Source organism: Actinoplanes solisilvae (genome assembly GCF_003999975.1).
Lineage (GTDB): Bacteria > Actinomycetota > Actinomycetes > Mycobacteriales > Micromonosporaceae > Actinoplanes > Actinoplanes solisilvae.
This window is the reverse complement of the sequence record NZ_RJAC01000001.1, coordinates 1,383,533-1,405,005: the sequence shown is the minus strand read 5'-3', so window position 1 is coordinate 1,405,005 and position 21,473 is coordinate 1,383,533. Positions and strand designations below refer to the sequence as shown.

Genomic DNA, 21,473 nt, shown 5'->3' with positions numbered 1-21,473 from the left:
TCACAATGGACGGTCAGCTGAGGCTGTTGCCGGTGATGGCCGAGGTCAGCACGGTAGCCAGGCCCCCGCCGACCACCGCGGCGGCCAGACCGACGCTGATCGCCTTCCACGATTGGCTGACGAAGCGCAGGCCGATCGCCACCAGGACGCTCAGCACCAACGAGATCAGGAACTGCGGGGCGGCCTTGGCCAGCGTGCCCAGGGCGTGGCCCTGTCCGCCGGCGCCGACCACGAGCATGTAGGCGATGAAGAGGACGACCGGGACGCCGTACCAGATGACGGTGTAGCCGACCACGGCGAGCGGGCTGCCGGAGCCCTGTTCATCCTCCTCATCGTCCGGATCGAGCAGATCGCTCTTCCGGCCGGTGGGGTAGCCGCCGGTGACCGGGCGGCGTTCGTAGGCCCCCGACGGGCCGTTCCAGCTCGCCGCGGCACGCTGCGCGGGACCCGTCGCAGCCTCGCGGGGGGCCGAATCGCGCCCGATCGGCGAGATCAGCGAGGTCGACGTGGTGGATAAGTTTGATTGTCCCGTGACAGCGGCTGAGCCGCTCGACCGAAAGGGCACGTAATCCGAGGTGCCAAATCGTCGGGACTCGCCCTCGGCCAGATCGCTCTGATCGGCCAGGTCGCGGCGCCAGTCGCCGCCACCACCGTCGCGGTACATCGCGCTGCCGCGAGCACGTTCCCGACGTTCCTCGAGATGCCAGGCGCCCGAGTCGGGCTCAGGCGGGGCCTCGGTCTCGTCGCTCGACCACGAGGGAACGTCGTCGGCGCGGCCCGGGCGATTCGTTCGGGAGTCGGGGCCGGGCTGCTGCCAGGTCGCGGGACTCAGCGGTTCGGCATAGCCGCCCGGGCCGGCGGCGTTGCGCCGGGTGGGCTCGTCGTCCTCGGCGCGACGGCGACCGGAGCGCCGTGGCTCTTCGAGCGGAATCAAACCGCCGGAAGGCGCCGCACCCGACGAGTAGCGCGAGGTGTCGGCCGGAACCGAGCTGACCTGCGCGGAAGCGGACCCGGAGTAGCCGGGGGCGCTGCGTGGCGCGGCTGAGCCACCCGAGTAGCCGGGGGCGCTGCGCGGCGCGGCTGAGCCACCCGAGTAGCCGGGGGCGCTGCGCGGCGCGGCCGAGCCACCCGAATAGCCCGGGGCGCTGCGCGGCGCGGCTGAGCCACCCGAGTAGCCGGGGGCGCTGCGCGGCGAGGCCGAGCCACCCGAATAGCCCGGGGCGCTTCGCGGTGCGGCCGCGCCGCCGGAGTAGCCGGGGGCACTTCGTGGGGCGGCTGAACCACCTGAGTAGCCGATCGGGCCGCCGGGAATGCCGCTTGCCGGAGCGGAGGGGCCGTCGTAACCGGGGGCGCTGCGCGGGGCACTCGGCAGGGCGCGCTGACCACTGTAGGGAGCCGCGGGCCCGCTGCGGGGCGCGTTGCCGGGCTCGTCATCGCGGTAGCCGCGGCGGGAACCAGCGCCGCCGTAGCCGCGAGACTGGTCGGCAGGCGCGGCGCCGTAACCGTAGGGGTCACGGCCGGGAATCTCGTTGCCGTAGTCGCGCGGCTCGTCGTAGGGGGCCGGGCCGGCGGGGGCCGCGTCATAACCGCGAGAAGGCGCCTCGTATGAGTCGCGACCCCGAGCGGAACGGGCGGGCCCGCTGCCGTAGGGGTCGCGGTCGGGAAGCGAACGGGTCGGACCGCTGTCGTAGTCACGGCTCGGCACCGAGCGGGTCGGACCGCTGTCGTAGTCGCGCGCGGGGTCGTACGAGTCGCGGCCGGAAGTGCCGCTGCCGTAGTCGCGCGGCTGGTCATAGGGGACCGAGCTGGCGGGCGCGACACCATAACCGCCGGACGTCTCATAGGAGTCTCGGCGCGAGCCGGAGCTGGTGGAGGCGTAGCCGGGTTCGGTGTAGGGGGTAGCGCTGCGCGGCGTGGGGCCGGGCGGCAGAGGTGCCGGCGGCCTGTTCCGCCAGCCGGCGGCGGCTGGCGGCTCGGGGCGCGGTTCCGGGCCGATCTCGGGCTCCATCGCGGCGGGCGGCGGGGCGGGCAGGGCACGAGGGCCCTCACCCATCGCCTCGCGCCGGGCGGCCTCGCGGCGCCACGCCAGGATTCGCGGGTCGTCGTCGGAGCGGCTCCACTGGCCGGTGTCGGGATCGCGGACCCAACTGCTCGTGTCGGGTTCGGCCTCCCACGAACCGGTCTGTTCACGCCAGTCGTTGCCACCGCCGTTGTATTTCGCCCGGCCCTTCGGCGGGCCGTTGCGAGGGGTGTCGCCCGGCGCCGGGACAGCGCTGCGGGGAGCGGGCATCGGCACCGCACTGCGCGGCGCTGACGTCGGCTGCGGGGCCGGCATCGGCACCGCGCCGAAGGCGCCCGAGTCGTCGCGCTGCTCGGGGCGGGAGCGCCGCGGAGCACGGGGCTCGGGCGGCGCGTACGAACCGGCAGCCGGGGCGCCGTCGGGCTCCTCGGCATAGCGGCGTGAACGTCGACTGCGGCTGCCCTGTGCCTCGTCGGCATAGCGGGGCTGGTCGTCGTCGGGTGCGTAGCGCTGTCGCGGGGTCTCGTCGTAGCCGCCGGGGGGCAGCGCACGGGCGCTCGCGGTGTCGTCGCGGCGAGGCGGGCGGGGCGGAGGCTCGTACGGCGTGGCCGGGGGCACCTCGTAGGCGGGCGAATCGCCGTACGCGGAAGGAAGTTGACGGCGGCCGGTGTCCTCACGCCGGTTGACGTTGCGCGAGCCGAACCCCGTGCCTGTGCCCCAGCTCGTCGAAGGTGGGGCGGGCGTGTCGCCGTACAGCTGGATGCCGCCGGTGTCGGTGTGCCGGGCCCAGCCGTCGGTGTTTTCCCAGCTCTCGTTCTCGGGGCGGGCCGCGGACCAGCCCGTACCCCCGGAGGGGGCGGAACCGGGCTCGGGAGCGCGACGCCGCCCCACCTGAGGTGACCCACCGCCGGAATCGCGTCGCCAGGCGGCGCGGTCGTCCTCACGCACCAGGTGACGGCCGTCGTCGGGGTTCTCGGTGCGCAGCCAGGTGGTGCCGGAGTCGGCCGGGGCGGGCGCGGGAGCCGAGCGCTGGTCGGTGAGGTCGGTCCAGGTCGCGGAGCCCTCGATCGCGTCGCGCTGCCATGAAGGTCGGGAGTCCCGCGGCTGCGGTTGAGGCGGATCGACCAGTTGCTGCCACGACGGCGAGCTTTCAGCGGGCGTACGCGGGGAGGGCTGTTGCCAGCTCGGCTGGGCACTTTCGGCGGGCAGTGAACGCCGCCGATCGGGCTCGGGCTCGTTCGACGGGTCGGCGAACTGCTGCCAGGCGGGGCGGGAATCGGAGTTCGACTCCTCGGACCACGCGGTGCTCGCGATCGCCGGCTGGGACATGGGCGTCTCGGCGTCGTCCGGGTAGGCGCTGTTGCCGCCGGTCTGCCAGGCCTCGGTCGTCGAACGCCAGACATGCGAACCGGTGGTGGAACGCCACTCCGTGGTCTGCCGCCAGCGGGCGCCGGTCGCGCGCCACTCGGCCGTCTCGGTGCGCCAGCCCACGCCGTCGGCGGGGAACGTGGTGCGACCCGTCGACGCCGCGTCGGACCAGCGGTTGGCCGGCTCGACAGCCTGGTGATCGTCGGATTCGGCCTGCTGAGCCCACTGATCGGCCCGGCGCTGCCAGTCGAGTGCCTCGTCGCTCGGTTTCAGACTGCCGGTGTCGGTGAGCGAGGACCAATTAGGATCAGGCTCGGCGAAATCGGGCGAATCCGGGTTGCGAGGAGTACGGGCGTCGGCCGCTCGTCGCTGTCGCGACATGCGGGCACCGTAGTCCCACTCCCGTTGGTCCACCTGAAAAGCGTGCCTTCCGCGCGTCAGAACCGCAACGCCTCCGTGCGACGGCTTGCTCACGCGGCGAACCTTTTCGCAGTTGTGCAGGTCTTTTTTGCTCTCCACAGGTGGGGATGAAGAAATGCCTGCTCGACAAGGCAGAACCGTCGTCGTCCCCAGGAGTTGTACACAGGCTGTGCACAGGGCTGCCCACAGGCTCGGCGGAGATGTCCACAGGTTGTCCCGAGGCTCGTCCACCGGGGCGCTTGGGCAGGTGGGGGCGGGGTTCGTAGAGTGGTGCGGCCGCAGCAGCGGAGCTTGATCGGAAGTTTTTCCTGATCATGGTGGTGGATCAGCCGAAAGTGTCACACCCGAGCGGTTGTATTCGGGGTGCACGAACGGCGAACGGAGGAGGTCCGGGTGTCGATCACCGACGAGACGCGACCGCCGGCGAAGCCGTCAGGTGGTGGGCCGTCCGGTGGTGGTCCGCCCGGCGGCGGGCCAACCGGGGGCGGCGGCTCATTCGACAAGTCCCCACCGCAAGACGTCGCGGCTGAGCAGGGCGTTCTCGGCGGCATGCTGCTGTCCAAGGACGCGATCGCCGACGTCGTCGAGATCCTGAAGACACACGACTTTTATCGCCCGGTCCACGGCACGATCTACGACGTCATTCTCGATCTCTACGGACGGGGCGAGCCCGCCGACGCGCTGACCGTGGCCGCAGCCCTGGCCGACTCGGGTGATCTGCAACGCATCGGTGGCGTGCCCTATCTGCACACGCTGATCGAGAGCGTGCCCACCGCGGCGAACGCGTCCTACTACGCGCGCATCGTCAGCGAGCGAGCCATCCTGCGCCGCCTCGTCGAGGCCGGCACCAAGATCGTCCAGCTCGGCTACGGGGCGAACGGCAACGGCGGCCGTGACGTCGACGACATCGTCGACCTGGCCCAGCAGGCGATCTACGACGTCACCGAGAAGCGGGTGAGCGAAGACTTCGCGGCCCTCGGCGACATGCTGCAGCCCACGCTCGACGAGATCGAGGCGGTGGGCGCGTCCGGCGGCGTGATGACCGGCGTGCCGACCGGCTTCTCCGACCTCGACCGCCTGCTCAACGGCCTGCACCCCGGCCAGCTGATCATCGTGGCGGGCCGCCCCGGTCTCGGTAAGTCGACCGTCAGCATGGACTTCGCCCGCAACGCGGCGATCCGCGCCAACTGCGCCAGCGCGATCTTCTCCCTGGAAATGAGCAAGATCGAAATGGTCATGCGTCTGCTCTCGGCCGAGGCCCGGGTGCCGCTGCACGTGCTGCGTTCCGGCCAGCTCACCGACGACGACTGGAGCAAACTGGCCCGCCGCATGGGCGAGATCAGCGAGGCCCCGATCTTCGTCGACGACACGCCGAACATGAACCTCATGGAGATCCGGGCCAAGGCGCGCCGCCTCAAGCAGCGACACAACCTGAAACTCCTGGTAATCGACTATCTGCAGCTCATGTCGTCCCCGAAGAAGACCGAGAGCCGTCAGCAAGAGGTCTCGGAGCTCTCCCGTGGTCTCAAGCTGCTGGCCAAAGAGGTCGAGTGCCCGGTGATCGCCGTGTCCCAGCTGAACCGTGGCCCCGAGCAGCGCACCGACAAGCGACCCCAGCTGTCCGACCTGCGTGAATCCGGCTCGATCGAGCAGGACGCCGACGTGGTCATCCTGCTGCACCGCGACGACTACTACGACAAGGAAAGCCCCCGAGCCGGCGAGGCCGACTTCATCGTCGCCAAACACCGAAACGGCCCCACCGACACGGTCACCGTGGCCGCCCAGCTCCACCTGTCCCGCTTCGTCGACATGGCCATCGTCTGAGGCTCAGGTTCTCGGTGGCCCATATCCCCAGCCGTTGCGCTCACCCTCGTCCGACAGTTCGGTGAGGGTGCTTTCGGCGGGAAGTTCCGTGTGGAGGATGTCGCGGGAGATCTGCTCGGCGGTCTGGCGATCGACCGGGCGCCCGCGGTCCTGCTCCTGATCGTCGTAGAGGATCGGTGCGGCGATGTTCGGTGCGTAGATCCATTGTTGGCGCGGCACACTCCAGATGACCGCGCGAAGACGTTGATCGCCGGGCGCTTGATAGGCGATGAGGCTGGTGATGGTCGAGCGGTCGTCGCTCTTCAGGATCGCTTTGTAGGCGAAGTTGTGCTGTGTCATTCGAACAAGCCCACTTCCTCCATCCCCGGCACGTCGCGCCAGGTCAGCCCGTGCTGTCGCAAATGATCGCCGAACGAGATGCCCCGCGTGGAGAGAGCATCACGGTATTGACGAAGTGTCTCCTGATCCGAGGCTAGCCAGGAGGCCAGCGTCGTTCGCTTCGTTCGCAGCTTGTCGACCAGATGCAGATCGGACGGTCGGTGGTCATAGATGCTTTTCGTCTTGTTTGTCGCAAGAATTTCGAGGAAGGCGTTGACACGGTCGTAGCCGTGACTGCCGCCGAATCTCATGATCTCGTAACTGTGATGGGTTGCCTTACCGACAGCGCGGGAGAGCGGCGTTGGAAATTGGACTTCGACCTTGAACCCGTTGGGGTCGGTCAACCACACGTTCAAGCCGTTGTGTCTTCCATGATCGGCCCAGAAGCTCGCCGTTTGCATGGTCCGGTAGCCGCGGCTATGAAGTTGATCAACTAGCTGAGCCACGGTTGCTCCGTAACCTGCTTCAGGGACTTCAACAGAAAACCGGACGCGATCCTTGACCCGGCGGAGGTACTCGTCAGGGTCGATGTCCTCGAACGATGACGCTTCGAGATATTTTCTGCCGAGTGATTCGACAGATTTAACCCGATATCCCTCGTCCACCACACGGGCATGCCCAGCGTGGAGAGTCGACGTCACCTCGTGCAAATCAGCCGAGACCCGCGCTGCGGTGATGCTGGAGTCCGCGATGGACCGTTCTAGAACAGCGCGTCGATCGGCAGGGAGCGACTCGAAGGCCTCCCGCTCGGCTTGTCGGATCGCCTCGGAAGGGTCATAGGCGCCGGTGGGCGGTTGGGCGGACCAGTTGCCGGGGGCGTGGTTGGGCAATGGGGCGGGGGTGCCTGAGGCGTCTACCACCAGGGCTTCCAACGAGACGATGTTGATGGGGGTGGGGACGCCGTGGTGGTGGTACATGGGGGTGTGTTCGGAGATGCGGCCTATCTGGGGGTCCAGGTAGAGGATCGTGCCGTTCTGGTTCAGGGCTGACCAGGAGTGGCTGCCGCCACCTTCCAGGTCGGTGAGGATGAAGGCGTAGGCGCCATGTCCGGTGTTCAGCAGGTGGTTGGTCAGGTTCTGTACGGCCTGGTCCATGGCCGGCTTGGCCTGGGCGGGGTCTGCCTGGCCCAGGTAGGGGCAGAGGCCTTGGAAGTCGCCGCCGGTGGCCAGGCGGATGCGGTTCACGCCCTCCAGTTCGCCGCCAAGGGGCCGGTCGGGGTTGCCATGGGCGTAGACGTCGAAGGTTCTCGGGGCCGAGACGCGGGGGCGGCCGTGGATGTAGGTGTCGAACAGGGCCAGGACACCGTCCACGCAGTTCAGGCCCCGGGTCGGGTCGGCTGCGGGGCCACCGTCGTTGGCTAGGCGGAACCAGGTGCCGGCACGCGGGTCGGGGAGGCGGGACACCTGGCCGTGCTCGTCGCGGGGGACGGCGTTCTCCAGGTCTACCTGGTGGACGGCCAGCGGGGCGCGCAGGCCGCCAACCACGTCGTAGCGGCGGGTGCGGTCGATGGGTGGGCGGCCGGAGAAGCCGTCCAGGGCCGAGCGGTCGCCGACGCGTACGCCGCCTGGGGCCAGGTTGCCCACGTCGTGGTTGATGCGGGACCAGTCGGGCGGGTCGACCTCGATGCGGGCGGGGGCCAGTTCGCCCGAGCGGACCTGGTCGATCTGGATTTCGATCTCGGCGACGATCTCGGTCAGTTCGACTGCCTGACGGCGGTATGCGGCCTCGCGCAGGGTGAAGCCGGCGCGGCCGGCCTGGTAGGCGCTCTGCCCCAGGTCGGCGATCCTGGCGCGGTTGTCCTCGGCGATCGAGTCGAGGTAGGTGGCGTACTCGTCTCGCCGGTTCTGCTCGTGGGTCCGGCGGGCGTGGTCGACGTAGCCGAAATAGGCCTGTTCGTCGCGAGCCTCGGGTGCGGGCGGAGCCGGACGGGCGGGCGGGCGGAAGTTCGTCAGCCGGGGAATGTCGACGTGGCGAGGGGCCGGGCGGGGTGGAACGGGGCGCGGGGCGAGGGCTTCGGCGATGCGGTCCAGGTCGGAGAGTGGCGTACGGGGGGAGCCCGGAACCGAGGAGCCGGAGGAGCTGGAGGGGCGGCCCGTCGCGGGAAGGTAGGGGCCGAGGAGGGGATCGCTGCTGGTGGCGGGCGTGGGCGACGGGAGTGGTGACGTGGCGTTGGTGGTGAGCGGGTCCGCGAGGGCGAGCGTCGGGGTGGCGAGTGGGTCCGCCAGGGCGAGCGTCGGCGCGGAGGTCAGGGCGCGAGAGTTTTCGGTGGCAGCCGACGAGGGAGGAACCGGCGAAGACGAGGAGGACGAGGACGAGGAGGACGAGGAGGAGGAGGAATCGGGGGACGGCAAGGGCGAGGTCGGGGTGGGGGATGGGGACGAGGACGAGGTAGCGGACGAATCGGGTGCGGAAGCGGTCTGGGGGTCGGGCGAGATGACCTCGGACCGAGCGGGCACGGCGGTGTCCGGTGTGGAGGGCGACGGACCCTCAAATGCTTTCGTGAACTCGACCGGAAGCGATGGTTGGGCCACTCCGCCTATCAGTTCGACGCTTTCCCTCGTACGGTCGAAAAGCGGGACGGAATCACTCACCGGGACCGATGGGAGGACCGGCGGGGCCAGGCCTTCGAGGGAGCCGAGCGAGAGCGCGGACGGTGCGGCGTGCAGGGCCGAACCCGCGGCACCCGAGGTGGCGGATTTCGCGAGCCCTGCGGCGTCGGGCAGTTCGCCGAAGGTGGCGGCGGCGCCGAACTCGGCCAGCACCTCGCCGCCGGCGCCACGCAGGGTGCCGCCGGGCCCGTGCGATCCGAGGGAGGATCCGGTCGACGCGGCTCCTCCGGCGAACCCGGCCGCCGCTGATCGCCCGAGGTCGTTCAGGTCGAAGCTGTCCAGTCGACCGTTGGACTGCTGATAGAGCTGGATGCCGCCGTTGACCGCGATCTCTTCGCGGGCCTCGTCGAAGCCCTCGCCGACCGCCTTACGACTCAGCTTCCGCACTCCCTCACGCGTCGTGACCTGCTTGAGCGCGCGTCCGGCGGTCTGCTTGAGCGCCTTCATGCCGAGCTGTTCGACCAGCTTCCGGAAGATCTGCTGGACGGCGAGGCGGGTGGCGATGATCAGGCCGCCGGCCGCGGGCGAGGCGGCGCCGAAGGTGAGCGCGACCGTGACCGCGGCGCCGATCAGCTCGATGAGGAAGATGCCGATCTCGATCCAGGCTTCGAGTTTCGCGGCCTCGATGTCGGTGCCGGCGCCCTCGACCAGGCGACCTAGTTCGTCCGAGACGCGCAGCAGGTCGTGCAGCGGGGCGTTCTCGTCGCCGGCCACGCGACGCCACGCGTTGTCGAAGCCTTCGGCCGTGATGCCTTCGCCGCCGTAACCGGAGAGGAACTGGTTCGCGGCCGACATCGCTGCCTCGTTCGGCGCGGCCAGCGACGTGGCCAGGTCATACCAGCGGTCGGCGATGTCCCAGGTGGCGACCTCGTTGCCGGCCGGCCAGTCGAAGCCGACCACCCATTCGAGCGCCTCGTAGGCCCAGGCGGGAACGTCGAACGGGCTGAACTCGAGCGGGTGCGGAACGGGACTGGGCAGCAGGCTCATGATCGGAACCGCCGTTCCGCGTCGACGTCCGCGGCCAGGTTGTCGCGCACCGACTGGCCCGCGGCGTCGCCGAGCCCCGAGACATAGGTGGCTAGCTGCTGCCAGGCGTCGAGGACCTGCTGCTCGAACGGCCGGTAGTGCTGCTCGAACGACTGCCCGTACTTGTCCCGGCCCCACGGCGTGGCCGAACTCGCGGCGGCGATCTCGGCGCCGGACCGGTTGCGGCGCGCGCCGAGGTCCTCGCCGGCCGCGCTCAGGGCGCGTGATCCCGCGAGGGCCTCCTCGGCGTCGAGCCGCAGCCGGTCATTGATCATGACGGCCGCCCAGGTCGTGAACGATTTCGTCGGAGCGGCCGAGCAGGGCGCCGAAGTCTTGGTCGCGCAGGTAGCGAAGGGCGCCGGAATCAGCCGGAAGATAGTCGCCCATCAAAGTCTGGACACGTTCCGCAGCGCGTTGGGCGGCACTGTGGACGGTAGCGACGATGGTCCGCGAAACGTATTCGCTGTCCATGTTCCGAGTGGCTCGGCGGATCAGCTTCAAATCGATCAGCTCGCCGCGCGGGCCGACCGTCACCCGCACCAGTCCGTCCGGGGAGACAACGGTGATCCGGACCGCGGCCAATCGCTTCTGAAGATCGTCCAGATCGGACCTCAAGCGCGCATAGCGTTCGTGCACCTCTGCGAGGCGATCCCTCAGTTCCCGATTCGCGTCGCGATTCGCCGATACAGCCACCGGGCCACACCCCTCGTCCGTGCCGAGACTTTGCGTGTTCGGTTAACTTCAATCTGCGAACGTCGTCCGGGCCGATCGGGTTCAGGAGGAGGAAGCGGGCAGTGATCACACGCGGGGAAGCCGAACAGATCGCCGAGCGCTGGGCGCGCAACGAGTCCGAGCAGCGCGGGTACGGATGTGAGCCGATGCTCGCCGAGTTCGACCTCGGCTATGTGGTGTGGACGCGCCAGCCCTCGACCATGCTCTCCGTGCCCGGCGACGGTGCACGGACGGTCATCGACCGCGAGACGGGGCTGCTCTCGACGTGGCCCGGCGTGCCGGCCGAGGAGATCGCCGCGGTCTATCGAGACCGTCGCCCGACGCCGCCCGGCACGGTTGATCCGGCCATCTCGCTGCTGCGGCTAACCCGCCGGAGGCCCGCGCCGACCACGGCCGCGCACCTCACGGCGGGTGACCGGCTCTTCCGGGCGCAGGGTGCGAAGGGTGACCAGCGGATCAACCACCATGCCCTGGTGATCGACCGCCTCGAGATGCTGGGTGCCGAGGCTCGGGTTCGTGGCGCCCATCGGCACGCGGAGTTGATCGCCGTTTCCGACGCGCTGCACGACGCTTCCCGTGCCCGCGGGCGGGAGATCGCGCTCGACGAGGCCAGGGCCTGGCTGACCGAGGCCGCGTTCACTGCCTATCTCGTACGTGACCAGGGCGATCCCACGGCAGGCAAGGAGATGCGCCCATGCGAGACGTGTTTGAGCGTGCTTGTCGACCTTGCCGTGCTGCCGTGGTCGGACCTGGCGTTCACCAGTGAGTGGCGGCACGGATCCGACCGGATTCCGGCGCCCGGACGTTTTCCGCACGAGGTGGCACGCACCCTGGCCGGGGGTGGCTGGATCGGCACCGAACCGGGCGCTTCACTTGGCGCTGCGGCGGTCGAACGGGCGGTTGACGCCTCGGACGGACGTCTTCGGCCCTTCGACGCGGCTCGGGCCGCGGTGGCCGACTTTCCCCGTGTGCGCTGCGGGCGGCGTGGGCCTGGGCAGCGCCGGGCTATCCGCCTGCTGCTGCTCGACCCGGTGCCAGGGGCCCACGCGTCGGCCGCTCTCTCGGAGTTTTCCGAGGTCATCGGGGTGCCGCTCTTCCCGATCGGTGTCGAGGGCGGCGACGCGGTGGTGGCGATCGACGAACTCGGCCGGGTCTTCGTGCTCGATCAGGCCGGCGAATGGTTTGTGGGCAGCACGCTCGACGAGGCGCTGACCGGTCTGCTCACCGGTGACGGACCGGCCCGCCGGGTGCACGACGACGGCACCTGGTGAGCCGGGCGCAGCACTGGCCTCCGCCGGTCTCGTGAGGAGACCGGCGGACAGCGGCGAGTGCCTGCGCTCTTAGTCGAAGAGGTTGTGCAGGAAGCTCTTGCGGCGGTTGTAGTGGCCGTGGTGGCCGCGCCGGTAGTGGCCGTGGTGGCCGTAGACCGGCGCGCCGTGGCCGGGGACCGGGGCCTGCGGGTAGGCGTGGCCCGGCTGACCGTAGCCCGGCGCGGGCGGCGGAGGCGGCGGGGCGTAACCACCCGGCTGGGGCTGGCCGTAACCCGGCTGAGGGGCGGCGGCGGGGCGCGGCGGGGCGGACTGAGGCGGGGCCTGGCGAGTGTTGAAGCTCGACTCGGCCTCGAACAGTTTTTCCAGCTCACCGCGGTCGAGGAAGATCCCTCGGCACTCGGTGCACTGGTCGACTGTGACGCCGCTGCGCTCGTACACTCGCATGTCGCCGTGACACTTCGGACAGGTCATCTGCATCTCATTGACGGTACAAGGCTGTGTCATCCAACGGGCCACTTGTAGCTGTGTGGTTCCTGTGCACGGGACGCAGCGCGGACACCCAGACGAGGAACGCGACGGGGTAGAGCAGGTAGCCGAACCGGGTCGTCGGCACCAGCAGGATCGCCGCCAGCAGGCCCCAGCCGCAGATCAGCGAGGCCGAGGCGGCGGTGCGCGGAGGCCGCCACAGAAGGCTCACGCCGATGATCGCCGCGACGGTGAGCAGCAGACCCACCGCGACATAGCGGCCGCTGGGAACATTCTGGGCGATCAGATAGCCCGGAAAGGGTGACTGGGCGGGACTCTCGACCAGGCCGTGGCCGAGCGGGAAGCGGATCACATTTTCGAGGAACGCGTCCTGGTCGACCTGGAACGGCGGGATCAGCACGAGGATCGGCAGACCGAGCGCGCCGGGCAGCAGCTTGCCGCCACGCCCCCGGGCCAGGGCCAGGATGATCAGTACGGCCACCACGGGCAGCGCGAAAAGCTTGCAGGCCGCGGCAGCGCCGACCGCCACGCCGGCCCATCCGAAGCGCTCCGTGGCCGCGAAGGCCAGCGCGAGCAGGCAGAACGCGAGTACGGGGATGTCGTCGCCGCCGGTGGCCAGGGTGAGGGCGCAAAGGGGGAGAACGGTCGCGACCTGAAGAGCTCGAACGATCGGGTGGCGTCGTAGCAGCAGGACGGCGGTGATCAGCAGGATCGCGGTGGTCAGGGCGAACCAGATGCGGGCGTCGGTCCACCAGACGTCGCCGAAGAGAGCCCGGGGCAGACCGAAAATCGACATTCCGGGCTGGTACGGGCTGTATCCCATCAGGCGTTCGTCGGCGGGCAGGGCGGCGATTGCCTCCCGGGAGAGGTACGGCGTGCCTTCGGTCCACAGACGTTCGCCCATGTGCTCGACGACCAGCACTTCTTCCTGAGCGCGGTCGGTGCGGCCGTCGGCCCGCTGAACGGCCTGGACGACGAGGGGGAGCAGGGCGGCGCCGGCCCAGGTGAGCCAGGTGAGGGTGGCCCGGCCGGCGCGCCAGCGGCGAGCTCGCCGACGGGTGAGCAGGTAGATCGTCAGCTGCAGGGCCGCGATGAGGAAGGCGCCGGCGTAGGCCCAGACGGCGATCGCGCCCCACGCCCGATGGGGCAACAGCGTCGAGTTCAGTGCGGTGACCAGGGCGAACACCGCGGACAGGCCGTAGAGCGCCAGATCAACCGCGAAGCCGCCGGCCGCCTGATCAACACGCGCGAAGAATCGGCCGAGCCGGCGGGACGGCGAAATGTCCTTTGTGGGAGAAGTGGCGGCGGTGTGGCTGGTCGGAGCGGGCTCGTCGTCCAGCTCAGGCGCGTCCACCGGCGGGGGCACTGCGTCGGGCACTGCGTCAGGGGTCTCGGCCGGCAAGGGTGTTTCGACCGGATCGGACGCCTCGAGAGGCGGAGGGGCTTCGCCGGGGTCAGGAGTCTTGACCGGCGGACGCGGGTCGGGCGCAATGGCCGACGCAGGCGACTCAGGCGCAGGCGACTCAGGCGCAGGCGATGCGGGCGCGGGCGATGCGGGCGCGGGCGAATCGGTCGATGCCGGCGCGGGCGAGTTGGTGGGTGCGGTCGGCGCAGGCGGAAGCGCGTCGACGGATTCGGAGGTGTCCGCAGGTGCGGGTGCGTCGTTGGGACCGGGGTCGTCGACGGGTTCCTCAACTGCGGATTCGCTCGCCGTCCGCCCTGGTTCTGTCACGCGGGCAAGTGTGGCAGAGCCGATCGGCCCGCTCCCCCGGACCGCCGCCGCGACATGCGAACCACCGCCGCCCCGTCATGCAGCGACGACGCCAGCGCCCCCGGCCGCCCGCCCGTCCCCCGCTGCAACGTAGCCAGCAGGCGCGCCGCCGACATCGGCCGGGCGAAGAGGTGCCCCTGCCCGGCCACGCAGCCCAGCCCCCACAGCGCGTGCCTCTGCGGTTCGCTCTCTACCCCTTCGGCGATGACCGTGAGGTGCAGGCTGCGCGCGAGGTCGACCGTTGACCGGATCACAGCCGCCGCCTCGGACGACGTTTGCACCGAGGTGACGAACTCGCGGTCGATCTTCAGTTGGTGGACCGGGATGTGGGAGAGGACCGAGAGCGGCGACACCCCGGTGCCGAAGTCGTCGAGGGCCAGCCGCACGCCGGCCTCGCTCAGCTCGGTCAGGGCGCGCCCCACCACGTCGAGCTGGCTGAGCGTCAGCGTCTCGGCGAGTTCGAAGACCAGCCGGTCGGCCGGGACGGCGTGGCGGCGCAGACGGGCCAGCACCGATTCGGGGAAGCTCGGGTCGAGCAGGCTGCGGGGCGACACGTTCACCGCGACGGGCAGGTCGAAGCCGGCTTCACGCCACAGGTCGGTCGCGTCGAGCGCCTGTTCGAGCACCGCGTCGGCGAAGGCCGGCAGCCGCCCGGAGCGCTCGACCGTCTGCAGGAACTCCATCGGGGTCAGGTAGCCCTGGTCGGGGTGGTGCCAGCGGGCCAGCGCCTCGGCCGCGGTCACCTCGCCGCTGCCCAGATCGACGATGGGCTGGAAGTCGACCACGAACTCGTGCTCGGTGACCGCGCGATGCAGTTCGCCGCCGAGCACGAGCCGGTTGACGTCGGCCGTGTCCTGCGCGTGCGCGTACGTGGCGGTTTGCTGGCCGGCACGTTTGGCCTGGTACATCGCGATGTCGGCACGTCGCATCAGCTCGTTCACGCCGCCGCTGCCGGGGGCGAGCGCGATGCCGCCGGCCGCCTCGACGGTGATTTGCATGCCCTCGACCGTGACGCTCTCCTCGAGCGTGGCCAGCATCGTCTTGGCGCGGTGGGCGGCCAGGGCCGGCGTGGGCAGGTTGACCAGCAGCACCGCGAACTCGTCGCCGCCGAGCCGGGCCACCAGGTCGCCGGGCGCGGCGGCGTCGGCCAGCCGACGGGCGACCTCGCGCAGCACGGTGTCGCCGGCCGCATGGCCCAGCGTGTCGTTGACCTCTTTGAAGTGGTTGAGGTCGATCAGCAGCAGCGCGGCCACGCCTTGCTCGGTGCGCCGCTGGAAGTGGGTCTCGGCCCGCTCGTAGAGCTCGCGACGGTTGGCCAGGCCGGTCAGAGGGTCGTGCGCGGCGTCGTACGCGTTCTGCTCGTTGAGCCTTTGCAGTTCCGCGTACGCCGTGGCGTTGCGGATGGCCGTGCAGAGCGCGGCGGCGAAGGTCTTCAACTTGTACTGCTCGAACTCGTTGAGCTTGACCTGCTGGTGGAAGCCGAGCGCGAGCAGGCCGGCCCGATAGCTGCGATCGCTGGTCTCGAGTTCGGCGGTCATCTCGCTGACGCAGGCGATGCGGCGGGGCCCGGGGCCGTCGTAGACGATCTCGCTGCCCCGCGCGAGGACGACCCGGTCGACGCCGTTGCCGGTCAGGTCGATCTCGACCTCGTCGGAGGAGAAGACGCGCGCGCCCTGGGCCGCCGCCACATGCAGCACCTGGGTGAGCTCGACGGAGTTGAGTTCGTCGGTGGTCTTGGCGAGCTCGCGCCAGGAGCGTCTTTCTTCCCGCGTACGCAGTTGGCGCGAGAGCCACAGGTGCAGGCAGGCCACGAGCAGCGGCACGAAGCCGAGCAGGATGGGGCTGGCGCCGGAGCCGAGGACCTCGATGATGTAGACGATCGCGACGAGGCGTACGGCGTGGGCGAAGACCTTGCCGTCGAGGTCTTTGCGGATCACCTGGCCGATCGGTGAGCCGGAGGCCGTCGCGATGACCGGCATGAAGACGAGGTCGTCGACGAACCACATGGCCAGGTAGGCCAGCGAGACGGCGAGGGCCGTGCCGAGGATCGAGTCGGAGCCCAGGTTGAGGTCCATCACCGTGAGAACGAGGCTGGCCGTGCTCGCGGTCAGCACTTCCTTGGCGACGGCGAAGACCGCGCGGTGCGGTGCCGCCCGCATTACGATCTTGACGGTGGCGATGCCGGCCGCGGCGCAGAGCACGACCCAGCCGTGCGGCAGGAAGACGAGGCCGACCAGCACCGGCACTTCGCCCCAGGCCGTGCCGTAGAGGCTGGAGCGCACTCGGACATAGACGTTGACGCGGTTGGCGACGACGGCGCCGACGAGAACCAGCCCCAGGAGGGCCGGGTGGGGCAGCGGCTCAGGATGGCTGACGGCCCACCACGCATCGGCGGCGGCGGCGCCCGACGCCAGAACGACGACGAGACCGATGAGCAGCTTGAGCTGCCGACCGGTCGCGTCGTCGTTGGAGCTTTGCGGTTTTCGCAATTGAGTCGTCCAGTCGCCGAGCACATCGGACACGGGTCCGGGCTCAAGCGTATGCAAGTGCGCTTGTTCGCGCACCGCCCTCAGTGCCAGTCGTTCGACTTCATCGTTCTTCTCCTCGCGGTTTGGCCCCTGGTGGGACCGGAGAGTTCAGGATTTTCGGCAGTTCGTCGCGACGAGAACAACAATATGCAATGAGAAGCGATGTTGGTACCGATTCATGTCGTATTGAGCAGAAAGCGATAACCCGAGGGGATTTGACTACGCGCCGTCCATGGCGCAAAACTCTCCGCTACCTGAATAGGCGTTTTGGCCGCAGTGTCCATATCGCCGAGCGTGCCGTTTGTCTGACGCTCCGGATTGTCAATAGCCGCTGCGGTCGTCGCACCTATTCCGCCCCGCACATGGTCCCTGACCTGCGCATAGATCGCCAACATTCGACGTGACCGAATCGTGAGGCGAGAGCCACTATTAAGCGAACAAGTTTCTCGGAGAAGCTTCTATAAACTCCCGGTATGCCCGACGAATCCCTGCTGACTCACGTCGACGAGGCCGGTGCCGCCCGCATGGTCGACGTCTCGGCCAAGACGGTGACCGCGCGCCGTGCCGTGGCCGCCGGCCGAGTGGTGACCACGCCTCAGGTGATCGCCCTTCTCCGGGGTGACGGACTTCCCAAGGGCGACGCGCTCGCGGTGGCCCGGCTGGCCGGGATCATGGGGGCCAAGCGCACGCCCGACCTCATTCCGCTGTGTCACCCGATCGGGCTGCACGGCGTCAAGGTCGATCTCACCCTGACCGACACCACGATCGAGATCACCGCCACCACCAAGACGGCCGACCGCACCGGTGTCGAGATGGAGGCGCTGACCGCGGTGGCCACGGCCGGCCTCGCCGCCATCGACATGATCAAGGCGGTCGACCCGGCCGCGAGCATCGAAGCCGTCCGAGTGCTGCGCAAAGAGGGCGGCAAGACCGGCGATTGGGTACGACCGGAGGACCGTCCATGACGATGACGGCGCGAGTGATCGTGGCCAGCAATCGGGCCGCCGCGGGCGTTTACGCCGACACGAGCGGCCCGCGTCTGGTCGCCGGGCTGCGTGAGCTGGGCTGCACGGTCGGCGAACCGGTGGTCGTGCCCGACGGCAAGCCGGTGGCCGAGGCGCTGCGCCTGGCCGTCGCCGACGGCGTCGATGTCGTCCTGACCAGCGGCGGCACCGGCGTCACCCCCACCGACCGCACCCCGGAGATGACCCGAGGCCTGCTCGACTTCGAGATCCCGGGCATTGCCGAGGCGATCCGGGCCTACAGCCGCGACAAGGTGCCCGCCGCCGCGCTGTCCCGCGGCCTCGCGGGCGTCGCCGGACGCACCCTGATCGTCAACCTGCCCGGCTCGACCGGTGGGGCCAAGGACGGTCTCGCCGTTCTCGGACCGTTGCTGAGGCACACCGTCGACCAGATCAACGGCGGCGATCACCCCTCCTCGGGCGCGGCTGGATAGGCTCGACCGGTGAGCGGCGACGACACCACCCCGGTCGACTGGCAAAAGGCCCGCGAGCTGGCCTACGAGGCAGGCCGTGCGGCAGCCGGCGCGGCCGAGCCGGTCGCGCTGCCCGACGCCGACGGCCGCACCCTGGCCGAGCCGTTGCGCGCCCTGACCGACCTGCCGGCCTTCCCCACGTCGAGCATCGACGGCTGGGCCGTGCGCGGCCCGCAGCCGTGGCGCCCGGTGGGCCGGGTGCTGGCCGGCGGCGTCGCCCCGCCGCTGACCGACCCGGGCACCTGCGTCGAGATCGCCACCGGCGCGATGGTGCCGCCCGGCGCCGACGCGCTCGTCCGCGTCGAAGAGTCCACACGCGACGGCGACGGCCGGGTCAGCGGCACGTCTCGTGAGATCCCCGACTGGCGACTGCCCGGCGAGGAGGCGAGCAAGGGCGAAGAACTGCTGCCGGCCGGCACCGCGATCGACCCGGCGGTGATCGGGGTCGCGGCCACCTGCGGCTACGAGTCTCTCGCCGTCTATCCGCGTCCCCGGGCCGGCGTGCTGGTCTTCGGCGACGAGTTGCTCACCGCGGGCGCGCCGGGCGCCGGCCGGGTGCGTGACTCGCTCGGCCCTCAGGTGCCCGGTTGGCTGCGCCGCTACGGCACGACCACCGCCGCGGCCGTCGGCCCGGTGCAAGACACGCTCGAGGCCCACATCTCCGCGGTTCGCGGTGCTCTCGCCGACGCCGACCTGGTCTGCACCACCGGCGGGACGATGCACGGCCCGGTCGACCACCTGCACCCCACCCTGGCCGAGCTCGACGCCGACTACATCGTCAACACCGTCGCCGTGCGTCCCGGCTTCCCGATGCTGCTGGCCCGGGTGCCCGGCCCCGACGGCCGCCCACGCTTCCTGGCCGGTCTGCCCGGCAACCCGCAGTCCGCCGTGATCGCGCTGATCACGCTGGTCGCCCCGCTGCTGGCCGGCCTGCAGGGCCGCCCCGCGCCCGCGCTCTCCCGGGTCGAGACCACCACCAAGGTGCCCGGGCGCGGCGGCTTCACCCACCTCGCGCTCGCCCGGCTCGACCACGATGGACGGTCGGCCACCCCGGTCGGCCACGTCGGCTCGGCGATGCTGCGCGGCCTGTCGAACGCCCACGGTTTCGTCGTCGTCCGTCCCGGCACCGAGGCCGCGGCGGGCGACCTGGTTCCCTTCCTGCCCCTCCCACTCGTCACCGGGGAGCGTCCATGACCGGCACGATCGCCATCGCCGAGGTGCTCGACACCCCGCTCGACCTGGCCGCCCACGAAAAGGCCGTGGCCGACGCCCGGGCCGGCGCGGTCGTCTCGTTCCAGGGCGTGGTGCGCGACCACGACCACGGGCGGGGCGTGACCTTGCTCGAATACGAGGGCCACCCGAGCGCGGCCCAGGTGCTGCGCGAGGTCGCCGCCGAGATCGCGGCTGATCCCGACGTCTTCGCGGTCGCCGTGTCGCACCGGGTCGGCACGCTGGCGATCGGCGACGTCGCGCTGGTCGCGAGCGTGAGCACAGCTCATCGGGCGGCGGCGTTCGCGGCCTGCTCCCGCCTGGTCGACGAGGCCAAGGCCCGGCTGCCGATCTGGAAGCGGCAGGTCTTCGCGGACGGCTCCGAGGAATGGGTCAACTGCCCCTAGGTCCGGGGATGGCGGGCACCCGGACGGGCGCGACCGGCCTGCGGGCCGGTGTCGTCGTGGGAGCCACCCCCGGTCGCCACGGCAGGCCGTTCATCAGGGCGATCACGGCAAAGGCGTACGCGTTCCAGTCCACCATCATTTGTGTGGGCAACACGAGGAGTAGATAGACGACGAGCGCGGCCGCCGCATACCCGATGCCCGCGAACCGTGAGGCGCGCGGCCTTCGCAACCGGGCGGCCGCGTCCACCAGGATCAGCATCGCGGGCAGGACCCAGAACAGTTCATGCCCGGTGGTTACCGGTGCCGTCGCCGCGCCGGCCAGGCCGACGAGGGTGAACGCCGTGATCTCGTCGCCGTCGGCGTGCGCGGCCCGGGCCCGGATCAGGCCCACCGCCACCAGCAGGGCCGCGAACGAGATCCAGACCAGCACCGGGGTGCCCGTCGAGTCGTTGAGGCGGGCGAGCAGGCCGGCCAGCGACTGGTTGGCCGGGTCGCTGATCGGCCCGGCCCGGTCGACCTGGGCCAAGGCGGTGCTGAACCAGGTTCCGGTGGCGCCGGGCGTGATCAGCAGCGCGCCGAGGGTCAGTGTCGCCGCCGTCGAGGCCGCGGTCAGGGCGGGCCGCCACTGCCGGGTCACGGCCAGATGGACGATGAACAGGACGGGACCGACGGCGAGGGCCGAGGCGATGCCGATGCCCAGGCCCGCCCACGCCCCGGTCGACCAGGAGCGTTCCAGCCCGGGGCGGGTGCCGGGCCACCAGGTCGCTCGGCGTCGCGCCCAGGCCGCCCGGCGCAGGGCGACCAGGTCGGCCACGATCAGGCCGAAGATCAGCAGGTCGAGGTGGCCGAGGCCCAGCGTGGCGCGCACCGGCTCGGTCATCAGGGCGACGGCGGCGGCGACCGCGACGGCGGGGCCGCGAGCCCGTCCGTAGCGGCGGGCGACCGGGCCGGCCAGCGCGATCACGGCCAGGATCAGAGCGGCCACGCCGGCCAGGGCGAGCAGCCAGGCGGCCACGGTCAGCGGGAGCGCGGCGGCCGGCGCCAGCAGCAGTGCGGCCGTGGGCGGGTGGGCGGTGCCGAGCCCGTAGAGGTCGTCCCCCGCGAGCCAGGCCCGGATCGCCTCGTGATCCACGGCCAGGGCCTGAACCCCGTACGTGTGAAGGAAGTGGCCCGTCGCCCAGAGCACCGCAAGGCATCCGAGCCCGATCACGACGGGCCGGAAGGTCCGTTCGCTGTGTTCCATCGCCGGCATGGCGCGACCCCCGTCGCTCTCGTCCCCCGGTCTAACGGGAAAGATCGCGGAGAGGTTGTTTAGCTCCTGTTTAGGAATGGGGCCGAGTCAGGAGCTAGCCCGGCAGCCGGCGCGCCGCCGAAGCGCTCAACGCGGCGATCTTGGCTTCCCGCTTGGCGGTGCGGACGGCCCGCTTGACCGAGCGCCGGGAACGCTCGAGCGAGTGCTGGGAGCGGTCGACCGCGTGACTCGCGCGATAGCTCAGACCAGGCCGGCCCTCGGTGTCGACCGCGGCGAGCAGCAGACCGCCGAGCAGGCCCAGGTTCTTGAGGAACTGGATCTCCTGCCCCTGGCGGTCGGGGTGCGAGCGGTCCCAGAACGGATGGGCGGTGATCGTCGACGGCACCAGCCCGGCGGCCAGCACGGCGGCGGCGGGCCGGGTGAAGTGGCCGGTCGCCAGCGCCACCCCGGCGGCCACGTCGGTCACGCCCTTGAGCCGCACCAGCGTGCGGGCGTCGGTGGGGATGCGCGGATCGGTCTTCTCGAGCAGCGGACCGAACCGGTCGGTGAGGCGGTGGGCGGCCTCGGCGTTGGCGTTGGGTTTGACGAGCGCGCGGACGCCTTGAACTACGAAGATCGAGGCGAGCAGGGCGCGGGCGGCCGTGCGTACGGGCTTCATGAATCTGGTTATACCCGCC

General features: G+C 70.6%; 16 protein-coding genes. 6 read left to right on the top strand and 10 right to left on the bottom strand.

Features of this window, described 5'->3' with window-relative positions:
* Positions 1-13: 13 nt before the first annotated feature.
* Positions 14-3,769 carry a hypothetical protein gene (locus EER30_RS06675; protein WP_127499164.1) on the bottom strand — a complete coding sequence of 1,252 codons (3,756 nt, stop codon included), beginning with the start codon at positions 3,767-3,769 and terminating at the stop codon, positions 14-16.
* Positions 3,770-4,201: 432 nt separating this feature from the next.
* On the opposite strand from EER30_RS06675, the gene dnaB reads away from it, so the two are divergent.
* The gene (gene dnaB / locus EER30_RS06670) at positions 4,202-5,632 is read left to right on the top strand and encodes a replicative DNA helicase (RefSeq protein ID WP_127499162.1); all 1,431 of its coding nucleotides are present in this window, start codon (positions 4,202-4,204) and stop codon (positions 5,630-5,632) included.
* A 3-nt stretch (positions 5,633-5,635) separates the two neighbouring features.
* On the opposite strand, the gene EER30_RS06665 is transcribed toward dnaB, so the two are convergent.
* From EER30_RS06665 to EER30_RS06650, 4 genes are read right to left on the bottom strand one after another with little or no spacing between them, the layout of a single operon-like run.
* Positions 5,636-5,971, bottom strand: coding sequence for a hypothetical protein (locus EER30_RS06665; protein ID WP_127499161.1), 336 nt, complete (start codon positions 5,969-5,971; stop codon positions 5,636-5,638).
* Positions 5,968-9,606, bottom strand: coding sequence for a toxin glutamine deamidase domain-containing protein (locus EER30_RS06660; protein ID WP_127499160.1), 3,639 nt, complete (start codon positions 9,604-9,606; stop codon positions 5,968-5,970). The genes EER30_RS06665 and EER30_RS06660 overlap by 4 nt, the downstream gene beginning before the upstream one ends.
* Entirely contained in the window at positions 9,603-9,920 is a 318-nt protein-coding gene (locus EER30_RS06655; RefSeq protein ID WP_127499159.1) for a hypothetical protein, read from the bottom strand. The genes EER30_RS06660 and EER30_RS06655 overlap by 4 nt, the downstream gene beginning before the upstream one ends.
* Entirely contained in the window at positions 9,910-10,338 is a 429-nt protein-coding gene (locus tag EER30_RS06650) for a YbaB/EbfC family nucleoid-associated protein (RefSeq protein WP_127499158.1), read from the bottom strand. Before EER30_RS06650 ends, EER30_RS06655 begins: the two co-directional genes overlap by 11 nt.
* Before the next feature lie 101 nt (positions 10,339-10,439).
* Between EER30_RS06650 and EER30_RS06645 the strand changes: the two genes are divergently transcribed.
* Positions 10,440-11,648, top strand: coding sequence for an SUKH-3 domain-containing protein (locus tag EER30_RS06645; protein WP_127499157.1), 1,209 nt, complete (start codon positions 10,440-10,442; stop codon positions 11,646-11,648).
* A gap of 69 nt (positions 11,649-11,717) precedes the next feature.
* On the opposite strand, the gene EER30_RS06640 is transcribed toward EER30_RS06645, so the two are convergent.
* From EER30_RS06640 to EER30_RS06625, 3 genes are all read right to left on the bottom strand, one after another.
* A complete protein-coding gene (locus EER30_RS06640; protein WP_432417512.1) occupies positions 11,718-12,125 on the bottom strand; it encodes a TFIIB-type zinc ribbon-containing protein in 408 nt (135 codons plus the stop codon).
* 1 nt (position 12,126) lies between these two features.
* On the bottom strand, positions 12,127-13,416 hold the full coding sequence (locus tag EER30_RS06635) for a glycosyltransferase family 87 protein (RefSeq protein ID WP_127499459.1): 1,290 nt from the start codon (positions 13,414-13,416) through the stop codon (positions 12,127-12,129).
* Between the two features lie 446 nt (positions 13,417-13,862).
* Entirely contained in the window at positions 13,863-16,427 is a 2,565-nt protein-coding gene (locus EER30_RS06625; RefSeq protein WP_432417511.1) for a putative bifunctional diguanylate cyclase/phosphodiesterase, read from the bottom strand.
* A 479-nt stretch (positions 16,428-16,906) separates the two neighbouring features.
* Between EER30_RS06625 and moaC the strand changes: the two genes are divergently transcribed.
* From moaC to EER30_RS06605, 4 genes are read left to right on the top strand one after another with little or no spacing between them, the layout of a single operon-like run.
* Entirely contained in the window at positions 16,907-17,398 is a 492-nt protein-coding gene (gene moaC, locus EER30_RS06620) for a cyclic pyranopterin monophosphate synthase MoaC (RefSeq protein ID WP_127499155.1), read from the top strand.
* Positions 17,395-17,889: a MogA/MoaB family molybdenum cofactor biosynthesis protein gene (locus EER30_RS06615; RefSeq protein WP_432417510.1), complete on the top strand. Its 495-nt coding sequence runs from the start codon at positions 17,395-17,397 to the stop codon at positions 17,887-17,889. Before moaC ends, EER30_RS06615 begins: the two co-directional genes overlap by 4 nt.
* Before the next feature lie 9 nt (positions 17,890-17,898).
* Positions 17,899-19,122, top strand: a complete 1,224-nt coding sequence (locus EER30_RS06610; RefSeq protein ID WP_127499153.1) for a molybdopterin molybdotransferase MoeA — start codon at positions 17,899-17,901, stop codon at positions 19,120-19,122.
* Entirely contained in the window at positions 19,119-19,544 is a 426-nt protein-coding gene (locus tag EER30_RS06605) for a molybdenum cofactor biosynthesis protein MoaE (RefSeq protein WP_127499151.1), read from the top strand. The genes EER30_RS06610 and EER30_RS06605 overlap by 4 nt, the downstream gene beginning before the upstream one ends.
* Here the strand turns inward: EER30_RS06605 and EER30_RS06600 are convergent.
* Positions 19,531-20,787: a glycosyltransferase 87 family protein gene (locus tag EER30_RS06600; protein WP_164842235.1), complete on the bottom strand. Its 1,257-nt coding sequence runs from the start codon at positions 20,785-20,787 to the stop codon at positions 19,531-19,533. The genes EER30_RS06605 and EER30_RS06600 overlap by 14 nt on opposite strands.
* A 103-nt stretch (positions 20,788-20,890) precedes the next feature.
* A complete protein-coding gene (locus EER30_RS06595) occupies positions 20,891-21,454 on the bottom strand; it encodes a DoxX family membrane protein (protein WP_127499147.1) in 564 nt (187 codons plus the stop codon).
* Positions 21,455-21,473: the final 19 nt, after the last annotated feature.

Excerpts from the sequence above, each read along its gene's own strand:
- EER30_RS06615 (WP_432417510.1), top strand. The coding sequence starts at position 17,395 with ATGACGATGACGGCGCGAGTGATCGTGGCCAGCAATCGGGCCGCCGCG.
- EER30_RS06665 (WP_127499161.1), bottom strand. The coding sequence starts at position 5,971 with ATGACACAGCACAACTTCGCCTACAAAGCGATCCTGAAGAGCGACGAC.
- moaC (WP_127499155.1), top strand. The coding sequence starts at position 16,907 with ATGCCCGACGAATCCCTGCTGACTCACGTCGACGAGGCCGGTGCCGCC.
- EER30_RS06605 (WP_127499151.1), top strand. The coding sequence starts at position 19,119 with ATGACCGGCACGATCGCCATCGCCGAGGTGCTCGACACCCCGCTCGAC.
- EER30_RS06675 (WP_127499164.1), bottom strand. The coding sequence starts at position 3,769 with ATGTCGCGACAGCGACGAGCGGCCGACGCCCGTACTCCTCGCAACCCG.
- EER30_RS06640 (WP_432417512.1), bottom strand. The coding sequence starts at position 12,125 with ATGCAGATGACCTGTCCGAAGTGTCACGGCGACATGCGAGTGTACGAG.
- EER30_RS06600 (WP_164842235.1), bottom strand. The coding sequence starts at position 20,787 with ATGGAACACAGCGAACGGACCTTCCGGCCCGTCGTGATCGGGCTCGGA.
- EER30_RS06655 (WP_127499159.1), bottom strand. The coding sequence starts at position 9,920 with ATGATCAATGACCGGCTGCGGCTCGACGCCGAGGAGGCCCTCGCGGGA.
- EER30_RS06660 (WP_127499160.1), bottom strand. The coding sequence starts at position 9,606 with ATGAGCCTGCTGCCCAGTCCCGTTCCGCACCCGCTCGAGTTCAGCCCG.
- EER30_RS06595 (WP_127499147.1), bottom strand. The coding sequence starts at position 21,454 with ATGAAGCCCGTACGCACGGCCGCCCGCGCCCTGCTCGCCTCGATCTTC.